We start from the raw sequence: 19632 nt of genomic DNA, 5'->3' as shown, positions 1-19632 counted from the left end.
TGCGGGTAACCATGCTGCCCAGTCCCTCCGGGGTAAGCGGTGAAGGTCACAGAGGTGGGCGTTCCGTGTCGCCCGGCGGGTGGGGCCGGTGGGCGGTTCCGCCGCCGACGTGGCCGGGGTTCGTCGTGTGGAGGGGCGGGGGCAGGGCACTCGCGGGGCGTCGGCCGGTTGCGCGACCCGGGAGGTTTGCAGCGTATTGCGGCCTTATGGTGCGGATATGGATACGGATGGGAGTGAGCGTATGACCAAGCGTGTTCGAGCTGCCGGGGCGGTGTGCGCTGTCGCGCTGGCCGGCGGTCTGCTGGCCGGCTGCGGTGACGACGACGGCGGCGGGGGCGGCTCGTCGGCCTCGCCCTCGGCGCCCGCCTCCTCGGCGGCTCCGTCGCAGTCGCCCGGCAGCGGCGGGTCGTCGGGCGCGATGACCGAGGACCAGCGCTCCCGCAAGGCCCTCGTCCCCGAGGCCAAGGTCTCCTACGACCAGGCGCTCAAGGCGGCCACGGGGGCCGTGGAAGGCTCCAAGCCGGTTGCGGTGGAGCTGAAGCGCGGGGCCGGCGGGAAGGCCGAGTGGCACGCGAAGGTGGCTGCCTCGGACGGTACGGAGAGCACCGTACGGGTCGACGCGGCGTCCGGGAAGGCGGACAAGCCGCAGACCGAGAACGAGGACGGCGACGACAAGAAGGAACTGGCCGAGCGGCTCAGCCGGGCCAGTGTGACGCCGCAGCAGGCGGCGGCCACGGCGACCGCCCGCAAGAGCGGCACGGTCACCGCCGTGGAGCTGGACACCAACGACCAGAAGAAGGAGATCTGGTCGGTGGACGTGGTGACCACGAACGACTGGAACAAGACCACGTTCGACGTGGACGCGATGAACCGGAAGATCCTGCGCGAACACGTGGACCGGGACTGAACCGGCGGGGGCGGGCCGGGATCTCCGGTCCGCCCCCGGAGGGTCAGGCTCCGGTGGTGGTGGTCAGGGCCTCGGTGAGGATCGGGGCGACCTGTTCGACCTGCCAGGGGCGGGCGCCGTGACCGGCCAGGACGGCGGCGACCGTCTCCTCGGTGGGCTCGGCGGGCGGCTCCCAGCACAGGCGCCGCACGGTGTCGGGCGTGATCAGGTTCTCCTGGGGCAGGTTGAGGTGCTCGGCCAGGGCGGTCACCGCGGCGCGGGCCGCGGACAGCCGGGCTGCTGCCGCCGGGTCCTTGTCGGCCCAGGAGCGGGGCGGCGGCGGACCGTTCAGCGGCTGGCCGGGCTGCGGCAGCTCGCTGTCCGGCAGGGCGCGGGCGCGGTCGACGGCGGCCTGCCACTGTTCGAGCTGGCGGCGGCCCATGCGGTGGCCGAAGCCGGTGAGGGCGGCGAGCGCGTGCGCGTTGGGGGGCAGGTTCAGTGCCGCTTCGATGATGGCGGCGTCACCGAGCACCTTGCCCGGTGAGACGTCGCGCCGCTGGGCGACCTGGTCCCGGGCGGTCCACAGTTCCCGTACGACGGCCATCTGCCGGCGGCGGCGCACCTTGTGCATGCCGGACGTGCGGCGCCAGGGGTCCTTGCGGGGCGGCGCGGGGGGAGCGGCGGCGATGGCCGCGAACTCCTGGCGGGCCCATTCGAGCTTGCCCTGCCGGTCCAGCTCCTCCTCCAGGGCGTCGCGCAGGTCCACCAGCAGCTCGACGTCGAGCGCGGCGTAGCGCAGCCAGGGCTCCGGCAGGGGGCGGGTGGACCAGTCGACCGCCGAGTGGCCCTTCTCCAGGGCGTAGCCGAGGACGTTCTCCACCATCGCGCCGAGGCCGACCCGGGCGAAGCCGGCGAGGCGGCCGGCCAGCTCGGTGTCGAAGAGGCGGGACGGGATCATGCCTATGTCACGCAGGCACGGCAGGTCCTGGGTGGCGGCGTGCAGCACCCACTCGGCGTCGGAGATCGCCTCGCCCAGCGCGGACAGGTCGGGGCAGCCGACGGGGTCGATCAGGACGCTGCCGGCACCTTCGCGGCGCAGCTGTACGAGGTAGGCGCGCTGGCCGTAGCGGTAGCCGGAGGCCCGCTCGGCGTCCACCGCCACCGGGCCGGTACCGGCCGCGAAGGCCGACACGACTTCGGCAAGTCCGTCGGCCGTCGCCGTCACGGCGGGGGTGCCCTCGCGCGGTTCCAGTAGGGGGACCGGCGCCGGGCGGGTGTCCGGAGGGGAGTCTCCGGATGTTCGCAGTGTCGAGTCTTCTGCGGTCTTTTGGGCGTCGGTCACCAGTCAAGAGTATCTGTGTATGCACGGCGCCCGCCGAGGGAACGTTCCCTCGACGGGCGTGACGGCGGATTCGGCGGCGGAAGTCAGTGGATGATGCCGGTACGCAGGGCGACGGCGACCATGCCGGCCCGGTCTCCGGTGCCCAGCTTGCGGGCGATGCGGGCGAGGTGGCTCTTGACGGTCAGGGCCGACAGGCCCATCGAGACGCCGATGGCCTTGTTGGACTGGCCCTCCGCAACCAGCCGCAGCACCTCGACCTCGCGTCCGGACAGTTCGCGGTAGCCGCCCGGGTGGCCGGGGGCGCCCGGGGGGCGGCGGTGCATGCGGGCGGCGTTGGCGCCGATGGGCGCGGCGCCGGGGCGGCCGGGGAGGCCGAGGTTGGTACGGGTGCCGGTGACGACGTAGCCCTTGACGCCGCCGGCCAGGGCGTTGCGTACGGCGCCGATGTCGTCGGCGGCGGACAGGGCGAGGCCGTTGGGCCACCCCGCGGCCCGGGTCTCGGACAGCAGGGTCAGGCCGGAGCCGTCGGGCAGGTGGACGTCGGCAACGCAGATGTCGCGCGGGCTGCCGACGCGGGGACGGGCCTCCGCGATGGACGACGCCTCGATCACGTCACGTACTCCGAGGGCCCACAGGTGGCGGGTGACGGTGGAGCGGACGCGAGGGTCGGCCACGACGACCATGGCCGTCGGCTTGTTCGGGCGGTAGGCGACCAGGCTCGAAGGTTGCTCGAGGAGAACTGACACCGGGCCTCCTGGGGGGAGTGGCGGGACGGGTGCCGACATAAGGGGGCGAGTCGGAATGCTCCGTCTTTGAAGGGTCACTGACCTCTTCGGCACCAAACCGGCCCGACTTTAGAGTTTGATCTCAACTTAGTTGGTTCATTTCGGTCAAATCGGTCGCTTGATCGACTTTGGAGTGATGCGGCGGCGGAAGGTTGCCGAGAACCCGTTCGAGCGTCGTGGGGCAGGCCGGAACCTGTCGTCCTGTCAGGTGGCGCGGCGGGGGGCGCGGGCATACGCCTGCGGGCGCGCGGCCGCGCGGGGTAGCGCTCCGGTACGTCACCCGGCGCAGCCGTACGCGGGCGGGCGCACCCGCACGCCGGAGGGCGGACGGACGCACGCGCCCCCTGAAACATCCACACGCCCGGCGCGTCAGCGCGTCAGCGCGCCTGCGGCCCCCGGCGCTGCGGCAGCGGGACGACCCCGCCGCGCGGCGACGGCTCGGGAGCCACCGGCGGCAGCCCCGCCACCTGGCACAGCAGGTCGCACCACGCGCAGAGGTGGGACGCGAGATCCGGCACCCCGCCCTGCCCCTCCTCCGGGGTCCACGAGGCGCGCATCTCGATCTGGGTCGCCGGGGCCCGCTCCGCGAGCCCGCCGAAGTAGTGGGAACTGGCCCGGGTCACCGTGCCGCTGGGCTCCCCGTACCGCACACCGCGCGCGTCCAGCGCCCCGGTGAGCCAGGACCAGGAGACCTCGGGGAGCAGCGGGTCGGAGCCCATCTCCGGCTCCAGCTCGGCGCGCGCCAGCGTCACCACGCGGAAGGTGCCCTGCCAGGCCTCGTGCCCGGCCGGGTCGTGCAGCAGCACCAGTCTCCCGTCGGCCAGGTCCGTGTCCTCGCCGTCGGGCCCGGTGCCCGGCTCGACGACCGCCGCCTCCAGCGCGTACGCGTAGGGCGCGAGGCGCTTGGGCGCGGGCGTCGGCTCGATCTCGATCTCGGGACGCACCCGTGCTGTGCGGAGCGCCTCGATCGCCTGACGGAAGGGGATGGGGACGTTGTCCGCGCTGTCCGCGAGGTGTTCGTGAGCCGCAGCCATGCCCGGAAGGTTAGGCGGAAGGAGCCGCTCGGTGAGGGAGGACACCCGGTGCGCGCGTCGCCCATTCGGAGGCGCCCTCGCGCGCGTGCGAAGATTTGGTGCGTGAGCGCCAACGACCGCCCGACGGGCCAGCAGCAGACCGCTACGTACGACTCGGCCTTCCTCAAGGCCTGCCGGCGGGAGCCGGTGCCGCACACGCCGGTGTGGTTCATGCGCCAGGCCGGACGGTCGCTGCCCGAGTACCGCAAGGTCCGCGAGGGCACCGCGATGCTGGAATCCTGCATGATGCCGGAGCTGGTCACCGAGATCACCCTGCAGCCGGTCCGCCGGCACGGCGTCGACGCGGCGATCTACTTCAGCGACATCGTCGTGCCCCTGAAGGCGATCGGCATCGACCTGGACATCAAGCCGGGCGTCGGCCCGGTCGTCGAGAAGCCCATCCGGACGCGCGCCGACCTGGAGCAGCTGCGCCCGCTGGAGCCGGACGACGTCCCGTACGTGGCCGAGGCCGTGCGGATGCTCGTCGGCGAGCTGGGCGGCACGCCGCTGATCGGCTTCGCCGGTGCGCCGTTCACCCTCGCCAGCTACCTCGTCGAGGGCGGCCCGTCGCGCAACCACGAGCACACCAAGGCGATGATGTACGGCGACCCGCAGCTGTGGGCCGACCTGCTCGACCGCCTGGCCGGCATCACCTCCGCCTTCCTGAAGGTGCAGATCGAAGCGGGCGCGAGCGCCGTGCAGCTGTTCGACTCCTGGGTGGGCGCGCTGGCCCCCGCCGATTACCGCCGCTCCGTCATGCCGGCCTCCGCCAAGGTCTTCGAGGCGGTGTCCGGGTACGGCGTCCCGCGCATCCACTTCGGCGTCGGCACCGGTGAGCTGCTGGGCCTGATGGGCGAGGCGGGCGCGGACGTCGTGGGCGTCGACTGGCGGGTGCCGCTCGACGAGGCGGTCCGCCGCGTCGGGCCCGGCAAGGCGCTCCAGGGCAACATCGACCCGGCCGTGCTGTTCGCGCCGCGCGAGGCGGTCGAGACCAAGGCGCGCGAGGTGCTGGACGCGGCCGCCGGCCTGGAGGGCCACATCTTCAACCTGGGCCACGGCGTGCTGCCGAACACCGACCCGGCCGCGCTGACCCGCCTCGTCGAGTACGTCCACGAGCAGACGGCGCGCTGACCCGGTGGTCGGGCCGCCGGACGCCCGGCGGCCCGACCGCGCCTCAGTCGCCCGCGGCCCGTACCGCGGCGGCCGCCTTGCGGGCTGCGACCAGGACCGGATCCCAGACGGGTGAGAACGGCGGCGCGTAGCCGAGGTCGAGCGCGGTCATCTCCTCGACCGTCAGCCGCGCCGTGAGCGCCACCGCCGCCACGTCCACCCGCTTGCCCGCGCCCTCCCGGCCGACGATCTGGACGCCGAGGAGGCGGCCGGTGCGCCGCTCGGCCATCATCTTCACCCGCATCGGGCGGGCGCCCGGGTAGTAGCCGGCGCGGCTGGTCGACTCGATGGTGACCGTCACGTACTGCAGGCCCACGGACCGCGCCTGTTCCTCCAGCAGCCCGGTCCGGGCGATCTCCAGGTCGCAGACCTTGGAGACGGCGGTGCCGACGACGCCGGGGAAGGTCGCGTAGTCACCGGCCACGTTCGAGCCGATGATCTGGCCGTGCTTGTTGGCGTGGGTGCCCAGCGCGATGTGCCGGGTCCGGCCGAGGACCAGGTCCAGCACCTCCACACAGTCCCCGCCGGCCCAGACGTTGTCGTGGCCGCGCACCCGCATCGACAGGTCGGTGAGCAGCCCGCCGGTGTCGCCGAGCGGCAGCCCGGCCTGCTCGGCGAGGGTGGTCTCGGGCCGTACGCCCAGGCCCAGCACGACCACGTCGGCCGGGAACTCGCCGTCGTCCTCGGTGGTCACCGCGCAGGCCCGCCCGGAGCCGTCGGTGCGGATGCCGGTGACGGCCGCGCCGCGCACCGTCTCGATGCCCAGCCCGCACATCGCCTCGTGGACCAGTTCGCCCATGTCGGGGTCGAGCGTGGACATCGGCTGCTCGCCGCGGTCCAGGACGGTGACGTCGTAGCCGCGGGTGACCAGCGCCTCGGCCATCTCGACGCCGATGTAGCCCGCGCCGACGACGACCGCCTTGGTGCCCTCGGTGGCCTTCAGGGTGTCCAGCAGCGCCTGCCCGTCGTCCAGGGTCTGCACACCGTGCACGCCGGGCGCGTCGATGCCCGGCAGCGGCGGGCGCAGCGGCCGCGCGCCGGTGGCGATCACCAGCTTGTCGTAGCCGGTCCAGGTCTCGGAGCCGCCGCCGTCCAGGTCGCGGGTGCGGACCCGGCCGCGCTCCAGGTCCAGTTCGGTGACCTCGGTCCGCATCCGCAGGTCGATGTCGCGCTCGCGGTGCTGCTCGGGTGACCGGGCGATCAGGTCGTCCGGTCCGTCGACCGTGCCGCCGACCCAGTAGGGGATGCCGCAGGCGGAGTACGAGGAGAAGTGGCCGCGCTCGAAGGCGACGATCTCCAGTTCGCCGGGCTTCTTCAGCCGCCGGGCCTGTGAGGCGGCGGACATGCCTGTCGCGTCGCCGCCGATGACCACCAGTCGCTCCGCCATCGCGGATGCTCCCTTCGTCGTGTGCCGGTCTCGTGCGTCACGGTCGCCCGTGACGGGCGCCGGTACGTCCCGTGGGCCGTACGGGCAGATTACGGGTCAGAACGGATGGCCGGCCGGGGTGGCGCGGACCGTGGTCCAGCGGGTCTCGGTGAAGGCGTCGAGGTTGGCCGTCCCGCCGAAGTGCGCGCCGGTGCCGGAGTCGGCGAGGCCGCCCATCGGCGCGACCGGTTCGTCGTTGACCGTCTGGTCGTTGATGTGCAGCAGACCGGTGGGGATGCGGTCGGCCAGCTCCAGGGCGCGCGCGGTGTCGCGGGTGACGACGCCGAGCGCCAGCCCGTACGGCGTGTCGTTCGCCAGGGCCACGGCCTCGTCGACGGTGCGGAACGCGCGTACGGGGGCGACCGGCCCGAAGACCTCCTCGGCGTACGCCGGGGAGCGGTCGTCCACGTCGGCCAGGACGGTGGGCCGGTAGAACAGGTCCCGGTGGGTGCCGCCGGCCGCGAGCCGCGCGCCCGCCGCCGTGCTCGCCCCCACCAGGCCGTGGACGCGGTCCCGCTGCCCGGCGTCGATGACCGGGCCGAGCTGGACGTCCTCGCGGTACGGATCGCCCACGGTGAGCGCGTCGGCCGTGGCCGCCAGCCGCTCCACGTACTCGTCGTACAGGGAGGCGTGCACCAGGTGGCGCCCCGTGGACATGCAGATCTGGCCCTGGTGGAAGAAGGAGGCCCAGGCCGCGGCGGACATGGCGGCGTCCAGGTCCGCGTCCTCCAGGACGAGGAAGGCGCTGTTGCCGCCCAGCTCCAGGTGGGCCCGCTTGAGGTGCCGGGCGGCGAGCGCGCCGACGCTGCGGCCCGCGGCCGTCGAGCCGGTGAAGGAGATCACCCGGACGTGCCGGTCGCCGACCAGGGCCTGTCCGGTCTCGCTGCCGCCCGGCAGCACGTGCAGCAGCCCTTCGGGCAGCCCGGCCGCCGCGAAGACCGCCGCCACGGCATGGCCGCCGCACACCGCGGTGCGCGGGTCGGGCTTGAGGACGACCGCGTTGCCGAGCGCCAGGGCCGGGGCGACGGAGCGCATCGCGAGCACGAGCGGGACGTTGAACGGCGCGATGACGCCCACGACACCGGCGGGCACCCGGGTCGTGTACGAGTGACGGGGCGCGGCGGAGGGCAGCACCTGGCCCAGCGGGTGGTGGGCGAGCGCGGCGGCCTCGTAGCACTCCTCCGCGGCGGTCCGTATCTCGAAGCCGGCCTTGCCGGGCACGCTGCCGGCCTCCCGGACGAGCCACTCGGACAGCTCGTCGGCGTGCCGGGTGATCAGGTCGCCGGCCCGGCGCAGCACCGCGGCGCGCTCCGTGTACGGCGTGCGCGCCCAGGCGCGCTGGGCGGCCGCGGCCTCGGCGGCCGCGCTCTCCACGTCGGCGGGGGCGGCGAGGGTGAAGGCGGCGAGGGCGGCGCCGGTGGCCGGTTCGACCGCGGTGGTCCCGCCGCCGTGCAGCAGGGGCGCGTCGTCCAGGTCGAGCAGGGGCATCGGGCGGCCTCCGGTCGGAACGGTTGAGGAGTGAACCAGTTCGGTTCATCCTCTCGCACCGGTGATCAACGGGGACGCCGGGGCCCGGCCCGGGCCGCGCGACCCGGCCGTCCCGGCACCGCTACTCGCGTTCCAGTACGAGCGCCAGCCCCTGCCCCACGCCGATGCACAGCGCCGCCAGGCCCGTACCGGAGCCGCGGGCGGCGAGCTGGTGGGCGACCGCGCCCGCCAGCCGGGCGCCGGACGCGCCCAGCGGGTGCCCGACGGCGATGGCGCCGCCGCGCGGGTTGACCACGTCCGGGTCCAGACCGGGCCACTGGGCGAGGCAGCCCAGCGCCTGGGCGGCGAACGCCTCGTTCAGTTCGAAGGCGGCCAGGTCGGTGAGGCCGCGCCCCGCCTTGTCCAGGGCCCGCCGTACGGCCTCCACCGGACCCAGCCCGAAGAGCTGCGGCTCGACGCCGGTCACCGCGCTCGCGCCGATCCGGGCCAGCGGCTCCCGGCCGGTGGCCCGCAGCCCCTCCTCGTCGACGAGCAGGAGGGCCGCGGCGCCGTCGTTGAGCGGGGAGGAGTTGCCCGCCGTGACCGTGCCGTTCTCCTTGCGGAAGGCCGGGCGGAGCTTGGCCAGCGCTTCCGCGGAGGTCGTGGCACGGATCGATTCGTCCTGCGTGAGGTCCACGTCCGGCAGCGGGACGACTTCGGCGTCGTACGCGCCCTGCTCCCAGGCGCGCGCCGCCTTGCGGTGACTGGCGAGCGCGAAGGCGTCCTGCTGCTCGCGCCCGATGCCGTACTTGTCGGCGATCAGCTCCGCGCCCTCGCCCAGCGCGACGGTCCACTCGGGCGCCATCCGCGGGTTGACCATCCGCCAGCCGAGCGTCGAGGAGAACATCTCCTGGTGCCCGGCAGGGAAGGCCCGTTCGGGTTTCTGGAAGACGTACGGCGCGCGGCTCATCGACTCCACGCCGCCCGCGAGCACGACATGCGCGTCCCCGAGGGCGATGGAGCGGGCGGCCTGGATGACGGCCTCCAGGCCGGAACCGCACAGGCGGTTGACGGTCACCCCGGGTACGGAGACGGGCAGCCCGGCCAGCAGGACGGCCATCCGCGCCACGTTGCGGTTGTCCTCACCCGCCCCGTTGGCGTCGCCGAGGACGACGTCGTCGATACGGGCCGGGTCGAGGTCCGGGGTGCGCTCCACCAGGGCCTTGACGACGTGGGCGGCGAGGTCGTCGGGGCGGGTGCCCGCGAGGGCGCCGCCGTACCTGCCGACGGGGGTCCGTACGGCGTCGACGATGTAGACGTCCCGGGCGCCCCACGCGCCTCGTGCACCCTGCTCGGTCATCAGCCTGTCCGCCCTGCCCGCTCGAAGCCGTCCGCCCGAAGATCGGCGCTGCCGCCCCGAGTCTTTGCCCGCCGCGCGCGGCTGTCAACGGTCTCCCGGACCGTCACCCTCCCGTGCGGCCTCGGTGGGGGACTGCCGGGGCACGGCGGCGGCTTGCGACGGCCGCGTACGCCGTGGCAGCCGGCCCCGCAGCACCCGCCACAGCACGTACAGCAGCGCCCCCGCCGCGAGGAAGGGCAGTGACGCGCCGACCGCGACCAGCAGCCTCCGCACGCCCTCCGTAAAGGCGTTCCAACCGCCGCTGAGCGCGTCCCCGAAGGAGGTCTCCTCGTCGTCCGCCGCGTCCGGCTCGTGCAGCACCAGCGTCACCGTGGCCGTGCCGGTCTGCTCCTGGAGCGACTTCAACCGCGCCTGGAGGGACTCCAGTTCCGTCTGGCGGCGGCTGAGTTCGGACTCCAGCGTGACGATGTCGCCGATCGAGGTGGCCTTGTCCATCAGCGCCCGCACCCGCGCCACACTGGCCTGCTGGGACCTGATGCGGCTGCCGGTGTCCACCACCTGGTCGGTGACGTCCTTCGCCGAGACCTGCCGCTTTTTGAGCGTGCCCAGCCGGGAGAGCCGGTCCAGCAGGCCGTCGTACGCCTCGGGCGGCACGCGCAGCGTGACCCGGGAGCGCTCGCGGCCCTCGCTGTCCCGGTCGGTGCTCTCGTCCCCGACGTAGCCGCCGGCGCCCTTGGCCGCCGTACGGGCCTCGGCCAGTGCTCCGGGCACGTCCGCGGCCTCGACGGTGAGCGTCGCCGTACGGACGATCTGCGCCGTCGAGACCGGCGCGGGCTTCCCGGTCCCGCTGCCTGTCCCGGCCTGCCCGCCGGCCGACGCCGCGCCACCGGGTGCCTTGGGCCCGGCCATGCCCTGCTCGCCCCGCGCGGCGCCCTGGTCGGCCCGCGGCGCGCTCGCCGGCTTCCCGCCGCCCTCCCCGGCCGCCCCGCACCCCGCGACCGCGAGGGACGCCGCGAGCAGCGCTGCGGCGGCCGCCCGCCGCGCCCCGTACGACCTGCCCGCTGTGCCCATGTCCCGTACCCCCGAAGTGGTGTGCCGTTGGTGTCAGTTCGACGTGGCGGAGGAGCCGTGGGTTGCCGTCCGTGCGTCGCGATGCGGTCACGGTCCGGCTTCCGTGCGGACTCTGAGAGAGTGGGGGCATGAGCACAGCGCACACCAGTACGGGCCGCGCGCCCGGAAGTCACGTCGTCGTCATCGGTGGGGGCATCTCGGGGCTGGCCGCGGCCCACCGGCTGCTGGACGGCGGGGCCCGGGTGACCGTGCTGGAGGCGTCCGGCCGGCTCGGCGGCAAGCTGCTCGCCGGGGAGATCGCGGGCGTACCGGTCGATCTCGGAGCCGAGTCGATGCTGGCCAGGCGGCCGGAGGCGGTGGAGCTGGCGCGCGCGACGGGTCTCGGCGACCGGCTGCAGCCGCCCACCACGGCCACCGCCGCCCTGTGGACGCGCGGCGCGCTGCGGCCGATGCCCAAGGGGCACGTGATGGGCGTACCGGGCGACCTGGACCTGCTGGCCTCCTCCGGGGTGATCTCCCCCGAGGGCATGGCGCGGATCGCCGAGGACGAGGCGCTGGAGCGCACGGAGGTCGGCGCGGACGTGGCGGTCGGCGAGTACGTCGCCGCCCGGCTGGGCCGCGAGGTCGTCGACCGGCTCGTCGAGCCGCTGCTCGGCGGCGTGTACGCGGGCGACGCGTACCGCATCTCGATGCGCGCCGCCGTCCCCCAGCTCTTCGAGGCCGCACGCGCCGAACGCTCGCTGATCGAAGGCGTACGGGGCATCCAGGCGCGCACCGCGGCGCGGGCCGCCGAGCCCGGCCGGGCGCAGGCGCCGGTCTTCATGGGCATCGCCGGCGGCGTGGGCACGCTGCCCGTCGCCGTCGCCGACGCGGTACGGGCCGCCGGCGGCGAGATCCGCACGCACACGCCGGTCCGGGAGCTGCGCCGCACCGCCGGCGGCTGGCGCGTCGTCCTGGACGGCGGCGAAGGACCGGCGGCGCTGGACGCGGACGCCGTGGTCCTGGCGACGCCGGCGTCCGCGGCCGCCCGGCTGCTGGCCGCCGAGGCGCCGGCCGCCGCCACCGAGCTGTCCGCCGTCGAGTACGCCTCCATGGCCCTGATGACCATGGCCTTCCGCCGCGCGGAGGTGGAAGCGGCGCTGTCCGGCAGCGGCTTCCTCGTCCCCCCGGTCGACGGCCGCGGCATCAAGGCGTCCACCTTCGCGAGCAACAAGTGGGGCTGGATCGCGGACGCCGACCCGGACCTGTTCGTGCTGCGCACCTCCGTCGGGCGGTACCACGACGAGGCCGACCTGGCGCGCGACGACGCCGACCTGGTGGAGCTGTCGCTGCGCGACCTCGGCGAGGCGGTCGGGCTGGCCGCCCGGCCCGTCGCGCAGCGGGTCACGCGCTGGAACGACGGGCTGCCGCAGTACCCGGTCGGCCACCTGGAGCGGGTGGCCCGCATCCGGGCCGAGGCCGGCAAGCTGCCCGGCCTGCGGGTCTGCGGCGCGCTGTACGACGGGGTGGGCATCCCGGCCTGCATCGCGTCCGCGCGCACCGCCGCGGACGACATCCTGGACACCCTGCCGCAAGCCGCCACGGCGGGCGCGCGAGAATGGACCCATGACTGACGCTTCCGCCCCCGCCACCCCCACCGGGGCCGCTCCCGAGAAGACCCCGAACGCCGGCAAGAAGGCGAAGGACCTGAACGAGGTCATCCGCTACACGCTCTGGTCGGTGTTCAAGCTGCGCGACGCGCTGCCCGAGGACCGCGCCGGGTACGCCGACGAGGTCGAGACGCTGTTCGCGCAGCTCGCCGCCAAGGACGTCGTGGTACGCGGCACCTACGACGTCTCCGGTCTGCGCGCCGACGCCGACGTGATGATCTGGTGGCACTCGGAGAGCTCGGACGCGCTCCAGGAGGCCTACAACCTCTTCCGCCGCACCAAGCTGGGGCGCGCGCTGGAGCCGGTCTGGTCGAACATGGCGCTGCACCGCCCGGCCGAGTTCAACAAGTCGCACATCCCGGCCTTCCTGGCCGACGAGGTCGCCCGCGACTACGTGAGCGTCTACCCGTTCGTGCGCTCCTACGACTGGTACCTCCTCCCCGACGAGGACCGCCGCCGGATGCTCGCCGACCACGGCAAGATGGCCCGCGGCTTCCCGGACGTGCGCGCCAACACCGTGCCGTCCTTCTCGCTGGGCGACTACGAATGGATCCTCGCCTTCGAGGCCGACGAGCTGTACCGCATCGTCGACCTCATGCGCCACCTGCGCGGCTCCGAGGCGCGGCTGCACGTCCGCGAGGAGGTGCCGTTCTACACCGGGCGGCGCAAGCCGGTCGCCGAGCTGGTGGCCGGGCTGGCCTGAGAGGCCGGCCCCAGGCAGCGTGACAGGCCGGGTGCGACACCCGGCCTGTCATGAGGCGGCCCGCCGTGCCGCGCGCCCGTCCTACTTCGCCGGGCGCTTCCTGGCGGCGGGCAGCACCGGCTTCGGCTCCGCACGCGGCCCGCAGAACGTGTCCCGGGCCGGGGTCCGCCCGGTCAGCAGATACCGTTCCACGTGCTGGTTGGCGCAGGTGTTCGTCCCGAACGAGACGCCGTGCGTGCCCGCGCCGCGCTCGGTGACCAGCGCCGAGCCGGGCAGCCGGCGCCGCAGCTCGACCGCGCCGGAGTACGGCGTCGCGCCGTCCCGCTCGGCGGCCAGCAGCAGTACCGGAGGCAGCGCGCCCGGCGCGGTCCGCACGTCGACCGGGCGGTGCGGCGTCCCCGCCTGCGGGAGGACCACATCGGTCACGTCGTGCGAATAACGCACCGGGTCCTGGACGGCGCCCCGCGGCGCGTAGCGGGGCCAGAAGGCGCACGGCAGGTTCATCCAGGCGTTGTCCCACGTCTCGAACGGCGCGACGCGTGCGCTCGCGGTGTTGTCCCGGTTCCAGACCCGCAGGTCACGCGGCCACAGCCCGTCGTTGCACTCCACGGCCGTATAGACCGCGTTGCCGTTCTCGTCCGCCTTCTCGCCGCCCGGCTGCGGTGCGGCCTGCTTGAGCAGCAGCCGGGGGTCGCCCTTGACGTACGTGGCGAGTGCCGCGGCCCGCACCGGCCAGTACGCGTCGTTGTAGCCCGTCTTGAGGAACGCCGCCTGCAACTGCGCCGACCCGACCTTGCCGCCCAGGGGCTTGCGGCTCAGCCGCGCCCGTACGGTGTCGTACGTGCGCAGCACCGCCTGCGGTGTCGTGCCCAGGCGGTACACCTTGTGGTGCTTGGCCACCCAGCGGCCCCAGTCCTGCCAGCGGCGCTCGAAGCCGATGTTCTGGTCGAGGTTGTTGCGGTACCAGATCTGCCGCGGGTCGGGGTTGACGACGCTGTCGAAGACCATCCGGCGGACGTGGCCGGGGAAGAGCGTCGCGTACACCGCCCCGAAGTAGGTGCCGTACGAGGCGCCCATGTACGTGAGCTTCTTCTCGCCCAGCCCGGCGCGCAGCATGTCCAGGTCACGGGCGTTGTTGGCGGAGGTGTAGTGGCGCAGCGCGGGCCCGGCGCCGCGGGCGCAGCCCTGCGCGTACGCCTTCGCCTCGGCGAACTTCTTGCGCTTGAAGGCCTCCGAGGGCTGCCGCGGGCTCGCGCTCGGGATCTTGGCGAACTCGGCCGGGTCCTGGCAGGACAGCGGCGCCGAGCGGCCCACACCGCGCGGCGCGTACCCGACGAAGTCGTACGCCCGGGCCGTCTTCCGCCAGCGCTCCACCTTGGCGTACAGCGGGAAGTTCATGCTGGACGCCCCGGGGCCGCCCGGGTTGAAGACGAGCGCGCCCTGGCGCTCCTCGGGGGAGCCGGTGGCGCGGGCCCGGCTCACGGTGAGGGTGATCTTCTTGCCGCCGGGGTGGGCGTAGTCCAGCGGGACGGCGAGCCGGCCGCACTCCACACCCGCCGGCAGGTGCTCCTCGGGGGCGCAGGAGCCGAAGACGATCCGGGGCGGCGCGGGCGCCGGGGCACCGGCCGTGGCCGGCCGGGCCGCCCCGCCCGCGGGGACGGCGACGAGTGCGGTCAGGACCAGCGACCCGAGGGTGCCGTACAGCGCTACTGCTTTCACAAGCCGTCCCTTCGTATGGAGGCGCCCGGTGCGCGGACCGCCGGTGCGCATACAAAAGGGATAGTTGAGGCGAGGGTTGGGCTTGTAAAGCACCGCGCTCCGGTGTCGGGAGCTATGCCCCCATCGAGTGGAGCGCGGTGCGGGCGTCACGGCCGTTCGGCTCGTACAGCCTTGCGTGCGTGCGGCCCCGTGTTCCTCACCGGCGCCCCGTGCTCACCGGCAGCGGCGGCCGGAGTTGATGCACTGCACCGCGCGCGCCATCAGGTCGCGCGGCATGAAGTTGGCGAAGTCGGCGTGGTCGGTCACCGGCTTGCGCAGCTGTTCGGGGAAGCTGTCGAGGGCGAAGGCGCGCGGCCGGGGCTGCACGGCGTAGGTCAGCCGCATCTGGAGCTGCGGCACGGCTTTCGTGCCGGTGGGGCAGCGGCCGGTGGCCCGGTCCGGGAAGACGAGGTGGGTGCGGTGGTCGGCGCTGTCCTTGTTCGTCCCGTCCCAGCAGCTCGGGAAGTCCAGCAGCCGTACGGCCTGGCTGCCGCCGGGGCACAGCGGGTACTTGTCGGTCAGGCGCCGGTTCTCGAACCCGGTGCAGGTCCACTGGGCCCGCGCGTTGGCGGTGCCGTTGGTGAACGCCTTGGCGTCGCCGGTGATGGCGCGCAGGCCCTCCGGCATGGCGGTGACCTTGCCCGCCGGGCTGCCGCGGAAGGCCAGCGAGACCGAGCGGGGCGTCAGCACCTGGCCGACGTTGCCGTCCGCCGGATCCTGCCCGTTGCCGCTGCTCGGGCCGTCCTGCCCGCTCAGGCGGCGCAGTACGGGCCAGAAGTACGCCGACTTGTCGCCGCGGTCGCAGGTGGTGCCGGCCGCGCGCAGGGAGTCGTCGGTGGAGAAGGCGTCGGTGGAGCGGTTGCCCACGTAGTCGTGGAGGTGGTGGGCGCCGTTGGCGACACCCGGGGTGACGATGAAGTTGTCCGGGTTGTTGTGCCGCTCCTCGTTGCGGCCGCAGTTGCTGGTGAAGGTGCCGGTGGAGGCGTCGCGTCCGGCGCGTGGGGGCTGTGGGCCGGGGCGTACGGAGCGGATGTCGGCGAAGTCACCGGCGGCGGGGACGCTTTGGCCGGTGCCGGGGGAGGTGCCGGAGCCGGCGGGCGCGCTGGATCCGGTGCGCCCGTCGGGTCCGTCGGGGGCGTCGGCGGGGGTGCCCGACGGCCCGGCGGAGCCTGCGGCGGGGGTGTTCGCGGAGGCGTTGTCAGTGGGCTGTGTCACGCTGGGTGACGATGGTGCGGATGACGAGTCGGCGGGTGGCGGCCCGGACGGGGGAGTGACGTTGTGAGCCGAGGCATTTCCGGTCACGGAGACGAAGGTGCCGGCCGAGCCGAGCACGGCGAGCAGGGCGATCAGCACGAGGTGCTTGGTGCCGAGCCGGCGCCGGTGCCGCGGGGGCTGCGGGACGGGCGGCGAGGGCCGCGGTGGCGGAGCGGGGCGGGGTGGCTGCGGAGGCTCGGGCTGTCCGGTGCGACGGTGGTCGGGCATGGGCGATCACTTCTTCCCGTTCTCTCAGGGGTGTTGACGCCGGTCGCCGGAGGACTCGGCAGGTTCCGGGGCCCCGGTGGCGGTGGCGGGTGGCGTCGCGGGCGGAGGCAGCGAATACGTCGGTGACGGTGTGACCGGCGCCGGTGAGGTGGCGGGCGCCGCGTCGAGGGACGGCGGCGGGGCCGAAGGGCTCGGCGGTGGGGAGGAGGTGGCCGCGTCCTCGGCGATCGCGTCGAAGTCGACGAACCCGGTGCGCTCCAGCATGGAGATGTGGTCCAGGACGGTGCGGTTGGCGTCGTCGGCCAGACCGCGGACGAGCGAGTTGCGGGTGGTCGCGCGGACCTGCGCGACGAGGGTGAAGACCTTGCCGTGCGCCAGCCGCAGGATGTTCGCGAACCTGCGGTCGTACGCCGCCCCGCGCGCGGCGCTCAGCTCCGTCAGCCACTGCCGCTGCTGGGCGTTGGGCCGGCCGGGCAGCGCGAGACCGAGCTGTGCGGCCACCTCGCGTACGTGCCGGTCGAGCGCGGCGTGGCCGTCGACGAGATGGTCACCGGCCTCGCGTACGGCCGGAACGGTCCCGCGCTGCTGGGCCTGCTGGCCCGCGGGCAGCTCCCACAGGCCCGCCAGCCGGACGCGGTTGACGAAGTCCCGGTCGAGCGCGGACAGCGGGCCGAACGAGGTGGCGACGGTCTGGGTGTCGACGTCCCCGCCCGAGCCCGGCCGGCCCGCGAACGACCAGATCGGGAAGAGCAGCGCGGCGAGTGTCGCGGCGAGCGCGGCGACGACGAGGCCGGTGCCGGTTACGGATCGCATGGTGCCTCCTGGTGCGGCACCGCACGCTAGTGCGCCCTGTGCTGATCCCGTCCCCCGTTCGGGGAAGCCCCGTCAACGGCCCCGGGCCGCTGGTACGTTGACCGGTTGCCCAGGGGCATCAGGTGTACGGGACGCCGGAGGTCAGCTGCCGCAGCCGCCGCCACCGCAGGAGGAGGAACTGCTGCTGCAGCTCGACCCGGAGCTGCCGCACGACGATCCGCCGCCACAGCTCGATCCGGAGCCGCCGCTGGACGAACCGCCGCAGCCCGAGTGCGATCCGCCACCGCACGACGACCCGCACCAGGACGTGTCCGGGCTGTCGTCCGGCACGTTCCAGCCGCAGGCCGCGTTCGACGAAGCGGTCGACGAGGTGCCGGAGGACCCGGAGTACGTTCCGGCGGAGGCGCCCGCCATCGAGCGCTGTGCCTCGACGAGGTGGTCGCGCAGTGCCTCGTCCGCCAGCAGCGCGCTGCTGCCGAGCGCCACGAGCAGTGCGGCGGACCGGTCCGGGGCGTCGGCCAGGTCCTTCTTGTGCACCGTGCGGTACGTCCGTACGGCCGAGACGCCGGCCTTGGTGATCCGCCGGCGCAGCGCCTTCCCGCACACCAGGCCGGTCACGGTGCCGAGGAGGGCCGCGGGCAGGATCTGGAGGACGAAGAGGACTCCCCCTTGCCCGTTGTCGAGGGCTCCCGCGAGGGTGAGGAGGAGGACGAGCAGCAGGCCCGCCGCACAGACACCGGTCTGCCAGGCGGCGAAGCGACGCCAGGGGCGGCTGGTGCGGGGGTTCCGCAGGAGACCGAGCCCGGCCAGCCGGTCGCCGACGGCCTGCACGGCCGGGGACCGCATGACGTGGCGGCGCAGGGTGTCCAGCGCGCCGTCCGGGATCCGCGCCAGGGAGTCCAGTACGGCCGTCTCGACCGGGTCGTACGCCACCGCCTGCCGCACGGACACCACACCGGGGCCGCCCACGGCGATGCGGCCGTCCTGGTGCATACCGGCTATCGCGGCGTCCGCCACTCGGGCCGGGCCGCCGGCGAGGAAGGCGATCTCCCAGAGCTGGTACGTGGACGCCCTGCGGGGCTTGGGCCGGGGCGTCGCCCGGACGATGCGGACGGTCCGCACGACCAGCAGCAGCGAGGAGGCGGCCACGGCCAGGGTCACGAGAAGAGCGGGCATGTCTCTCACCTCCGGTGCAGAGCGCGTCGTACGGAACGGGCCAGGCGGTGCAGTGGACCGCCCGGCGGTTCGGGCCGGGCCCGGTCCCGCCACCACTGCGTCAGCAGGCGGCGCGCGTCCGGGTCGGCGGGCCGGCCTTCGGCCAGCAGGTGGACGGCGAAGTCCATGGCGTCCTGGCGGTAGCCGTGGCGTAGGGGCCGGTGGCGTGCGTATCCGAGGAAGCCGGGCCGGTAGTCCGCGCCGAGGATCGCGGGCAGCTCCGGCGCGACCTTGGCGACGACGGCGGCCCGCTTGGCGGCCAGGGCCCGGCTCTGCACGAGCAGCCGCCGCCGGTCGAAGCCCTCCGGCGCCGGCGTCCCGGCGACCAGCGCGGAGAGCAGCGCGGCCTGCGCGACGGCCAGCCGCCGGCGGGCGGGGTCGGTGGTGGCCGCGGGCGCGGTGGTGACGGCCGCGCCGCGCGGCACGGTCGCCGTGGGCGCCCGGCGCGGTGCCGACGGGGCCGGAGCGGGTGCGGGCGGAGCCGGGGCGGCCGGAGTCGGCGCGGCCGGGGCCGGGGCGGGCGGGGCCTGGGCCTCCTTCAGGACGGTGCGGATCGCGTCGAGTTCGGCGGCGAGTTCGCCGGTCTCCGGGAAGTCCTCGTCGCGCTCCAGCAGGACGCCGGGCGGGGTGACGCGGGCGCAGAGGGCGGCCAGCACGTCCAGGACGGGCCGGGTCACGGGGTGGGCGTGGGTGTCGTGCCAGACCCCGTCCCGCTCGGTCCCGCCCGCCACATGCACATACGCGATGGCCTCGACCGGCAGCTCGTCCAGTGCCGTGGCCGGGTCCTCGTTCCGGTTCACGTGATTGGTGTGGAGGTTGGCGACGTCGATGAGCAGCCGTACGCCGGTGCGCTCGACCAGTTCGGCGAGGAACTGCCCCTCGGTCATCTCCTCGCCGGGCCAGTTGACCAGCGCCGCGATGTTCTCGACGGCGAGCGGCACGGGCAGCGCGTCCTGCGCGATCCGGACGTTTTCGCAGAGCACGTCCAGCGCGTCGCGGGTGCGCGGCACGGGCAGCAGGTGCCCCGCCTCCATCGCGGGCGACGCGGTCAGCGGGCCCCCGGCCCGTACGAACGCGATGTGCTCGGTGACCAGCGGCGCGCCCAGCGCCTCGGCGCGTTCGGCGAGCGCGGCCAGCCGGCCGGGGTCCGGGCGCTCGGCGCCGCCGAGCCCGAGGGACACCCCGTGCGGCACCACGGTCGTGCCGCGTTCACGCAGTGCCTGCAAGGCGGGTGGGAGATGACCTGGACAGATGTTCTCGGCGACGACCTCCACCCAGTCCACACCGGGCAGCTCCGCGATCCCGTCCGCGATCTCGGGCCGCCAGCCGATGCCCGTACCGAGCTGTTCCATGGTGGTTCCCCCTCCCACTCGTGCACCCCCGTGGTGTTCGCTACTCATCGCCACCGTGGTGCCGGGCCAACCCCGGAAGG

16 protein-coding genes are annotated in these 19632 nt (G+C 74.4%); 4 read left to right on the top strand and 12 right to left on the bottom strand.

What is annotated here, in order from left to right:
• Positions 1-241 precede the first annotated feature (241 nt).
• The gene (locus tag AB0L45_RS22965; RefSeq protein ID WP_365842721.1) at positions 242-907 is read left to right on the top strand and encodes a PepSY domain-containing protein; all 666 of its coding nucleotides are present in this window, start codon (positions 242-244) and stop codon (positions 905-907) included.
• 43 nt (positions 908-950) lie between these two features.
• Here AB0L45_RS22965 and AB0L45_RS22960 read toward each other — a convergent pair whose 3' ends face one another.
• The 3 genes from AB0L45_RS22960 to AB0L45_RS22950 all read right to left on the bottom strand — a co-directional run bounded on the left by AB0L45_RS22960 (position 951) and on the right by AB0L45_RS22950 (position 4047).
• Positions 951-2228 (bottom strand): ribonuclease D, encoded by a 1278-nt coding sequence (locus tag AB0L45_RS22960; RefSeq protein ID WP_365842719.1) that lies wholly within the window; start codon positions 2226-2228, stop codon positions 951-953.
• Between the two features lie 83 nt (positions 2229-2311).
• Complete coding sequence (locus AB0L45_RS22955) at positions 2312-2974, bottom strand: response regulator transcription factor (protein WP_003985651.1); 663 nt, start codon at positions 2972-2974, stop codon at positions 2312-2314.
• Between the two features lie 416 nt (positions 2975-3390).
• Positions 3391-4047: a DUF3000 domain-containing protein gene (locus AB0L45_RS22950; RefSeq protein WP_365842716.1), complete on the bottom strand. Its 657-nt coding sequence runs from the start codon at positions 4045-4047 to the stop codon at positions 3391-3393.
• Positions 4048-4149: 102 nt separating this feature from the next.
• On the opposite strand from AB0L45_RS22950, the gene hemE reads away from it, so the two are divergent.
• Entirely contained in the window at positions 4150-5217 is a 1068-nt protein-coding gene (hemE, locus tag AB0L45_RS22945; RefSeq protein ID WP_365842714.1) for a uroporphyrinogen decarboxylase, read from the top strand.
• Positions 5218-5260: 43 nt separating this feature from the next.
• Here hemE and AB0L45_RS22940 read toward each other — a convergent pair whose 3' ends face one another.
• The 4 genes from AB0L45_RS22940 to AB0L45_RS22925 form a co-directional block, all read right to left on the bottom strand.
• On the bottom strand, positions 5261-6643 hold the full coding sequence (locus AB0L45_RS22940) for an FAD-dependent oxidoreductase (RefSeq protein WP_365842712.1): 1383 nt from the start codon (positions 6641-6643) through the stop codon (positions 5261-5263).
• A 96-nt stretch (positions 6644-6739) separates the two neighbouring features.
• Entirely contained in the window at positions 6740-8170 is a 1431-nt protein-coding gene (locus AB0L45_RS22935) for an aldehyde dehydrogenase family protein (RefSeq protein WP_365842710.1), read from the bottom strand.
• Between the two features lie 121 nt (positions 8171-8291).
• Entirely contained in the window at positions 8292-9509 is a 1218-nt protein-coding gene (locus AB0L45_RS22930; protein ID WP_365842708.1) for a thiolase family protein, read from the bottom strand.
• 84 nt (positions 9510-9593) lie between these two features.
• Positions 9594-10580 (bottom strand): DUF4349 domain-containing protein, encoded by a 987-nt coding sequence (locus tag AB0L45_RS22925; RefSeq protein ID WP_365842706.1) that lies wholly within the window; start codon positions 10578-10580, stop codon positions 9594-9596.
• A 128-nt stretch (positions 10581-10708) separates the two neighbouring features.
• Between AB0L45_RS22925 and hemG the strand changes: the two genes are divergently transcribed.
• Entirely contained in the window at positions 10709-12193 is a 1485-nt protein-coding gene (gene hemG / locus AB0L45_RS22920; protein ID WP_365842704.1) for a protoporphyrinogen oxidase, read from the top strand.
• Positions 12186-12932: a hydrogen peroxide-dependent heme synthase gene (gene hemQ, locus AB0L45_RS22915; protein ID WP_365842702.1), complete on the top strand. Its 747-nt coding sequence runs from the start codon at positions 12186-12188 to the stop codon at positions 12930-12932. The genes hemG and hemQ overlap by 8 nt, the downstream gene beginning before the upstream one ends.
• An 81-nt stretch (positions 12933-13013) precedes the next feature.
• On the opposite strand, the gene AB0L45_RS22910 is transcribed toward hemQ, so the two are convergent.
• From AB0L45_RS22910 to AB0L45_RS22890, 5 genes are all read right to left on the bottom strand, one after another.
• On the bottom strand, positions 13014-14651 hold the full coding sequence (locus AB0L45_RS22910) for an alpha/beta hydrolase (RefSeq protein WP_365842700.1): 1638 nt from the start codon (positions 14649-14651) through the stop codon (positions 13014-13016).
• 213 nt (positions 14652-14864) lie between these two features.
• Entirely contained in the window at positions 14865-16172 is a 1308-nt protein-coding gene (locus tag AB0L45_RS22905; protein WP_365842697.1) for a DUF1996 domain-containing protein, read from the bottom strand.
• 24 nt (positions 16173-16196) lie between these two features.
• Positions 16197-16985, bottom strand: coding sequence for a DUF4142 domain-containing protein (locus AB0L45_RS22900; protein WP_365842695.1), 789 nt, complete (start codon positions 16983-16985; stop codon positions 16197-16199).
• Between the two features lie 141 nt (positions 16986-17126).
• A complete protein-coding gene (locus AB0L45_RS22895; protein ID WP_365842693.1) occupies positions 17127-18161 on the bottom strand; it encodes a TIGR04222 domain-containing membrane protein in 1035 nt (344 codons plus the stop codon).
• A 5-nt stretch (positions 18162-18166) separates the two neighbouring features.
• Entirely contained in the window at positions 18167-19552 is a 1386-nt protein-coding gene (locus tag AB0L45_RS22890; RefSeq protein ID WP_365842691.1) for a DUF692 domain-containing protein, read from the bottom strand.
• Positions 19553-19632 lie beyond the last annotated feature (80 nt).

It is taken from the genome of Streptomyces sp. NPDC052496 (assembly GCF_040679095.1).
In the GTDB taxonomy this organism is placed as follows: Bacteria; Actinomycetota; Actinomycetes; order Streptomycetales; family Streptomycetaceae; genus Streptomyces.
This window is presented reverse-complemented; position numbering and strand designations above follow the sequence as displayed.

Excerpts from the sequence above, each read along its gene's own strand:
- AB0L45_RS22900 (WP_365842695.1), bottom strand. The coding sequence starts at position 16,985 with ATGCGATCCGTAACCGGCACCGGCCTCGTCGTCGCCGCGCTCGCCGCG.
- AB0L45_RS22930 (WP_365842708.1), bottom strand. The coding sequence starts at position 9,509 with ATGACCGAGCAGGGTGCACGAGGCGCGTGGGGCGCCCGGGACGTCTAC.
- hemG (WP_365842704.1), top strand. The coding sequence starts at position 10,709 with ATGAGCACAGCGCACACCAGTACGGGCCGCGCGCCCGGAAGTCACGTC.
- AB0L45_RS22890 (WP_365842691.1), bottom strand. The coding sequence starts at position 19,552 with ATGGAACAGCTCGGTACGGGCATCGGCTGGCGGCCCGAGATCGCGGAC.
- AB0L45_RS22925 (WP_365842706.1), bottom strand. The coding sequence starts at position 10,580 with ATGGGCACAGCGGGCAGGTCGTACGGGGCGCGGCGGGCGGCCGCCGCA.
- AB0L45_RS22940 (WP_365842712.1), bottom strand. The coding sequence starts at position 6,643 with ATGGCGGAGCGACTGGTGGTCATCGGCGGCGACGCGACAGGCATGTCC.
- hemQ (WP_365842702.1), top strand. The coding sequence starts at position 12,186 with ATGACTGACGCTTCCGCCCCCGCCACCCCCACCGGGGCCGCTCCCGAG.
- AB0L45_RS22950 (WP_365842716.1), bottom strand. The coding sequence starts at position 4,047 with ATGGCTGCGGCTCACGAACACCTCGCGGACAGCGCGGACAACGTCCCC.
- AB0L45_RS22965 (WP_365842721.1), top strand. The coding sequence starts at position 242 with ATGACCAAGCGTGTTCGAGCTGCCGGGGCGGTGTGCGCTGTCGCGCTG.
- AB0L45_RS22935 (WP_365842710.1), bottom strand. The coding sequence starts at position 8,170 with ATGCCCCTGCTCGACCTGGACGACGCGCCCCTGCTGCACGGCGGCGGG.
- AB0L45_RS22905 (WP_365842697.1), bottom strand. The coding sequence starts at position 16,172 with ATGCCCGACCACCGTCGCACCGGACAGCCCGAGCCTCCGCAGCCACCC.
- AB0L45_RS22895 (WP_365842693.1), bottom strand. The coding sequence starts at position 18,161 with ATGCCCGCTCTTCTCGTGACCCTGGCCGTGGCCGCCTCCTCGCTGCTG.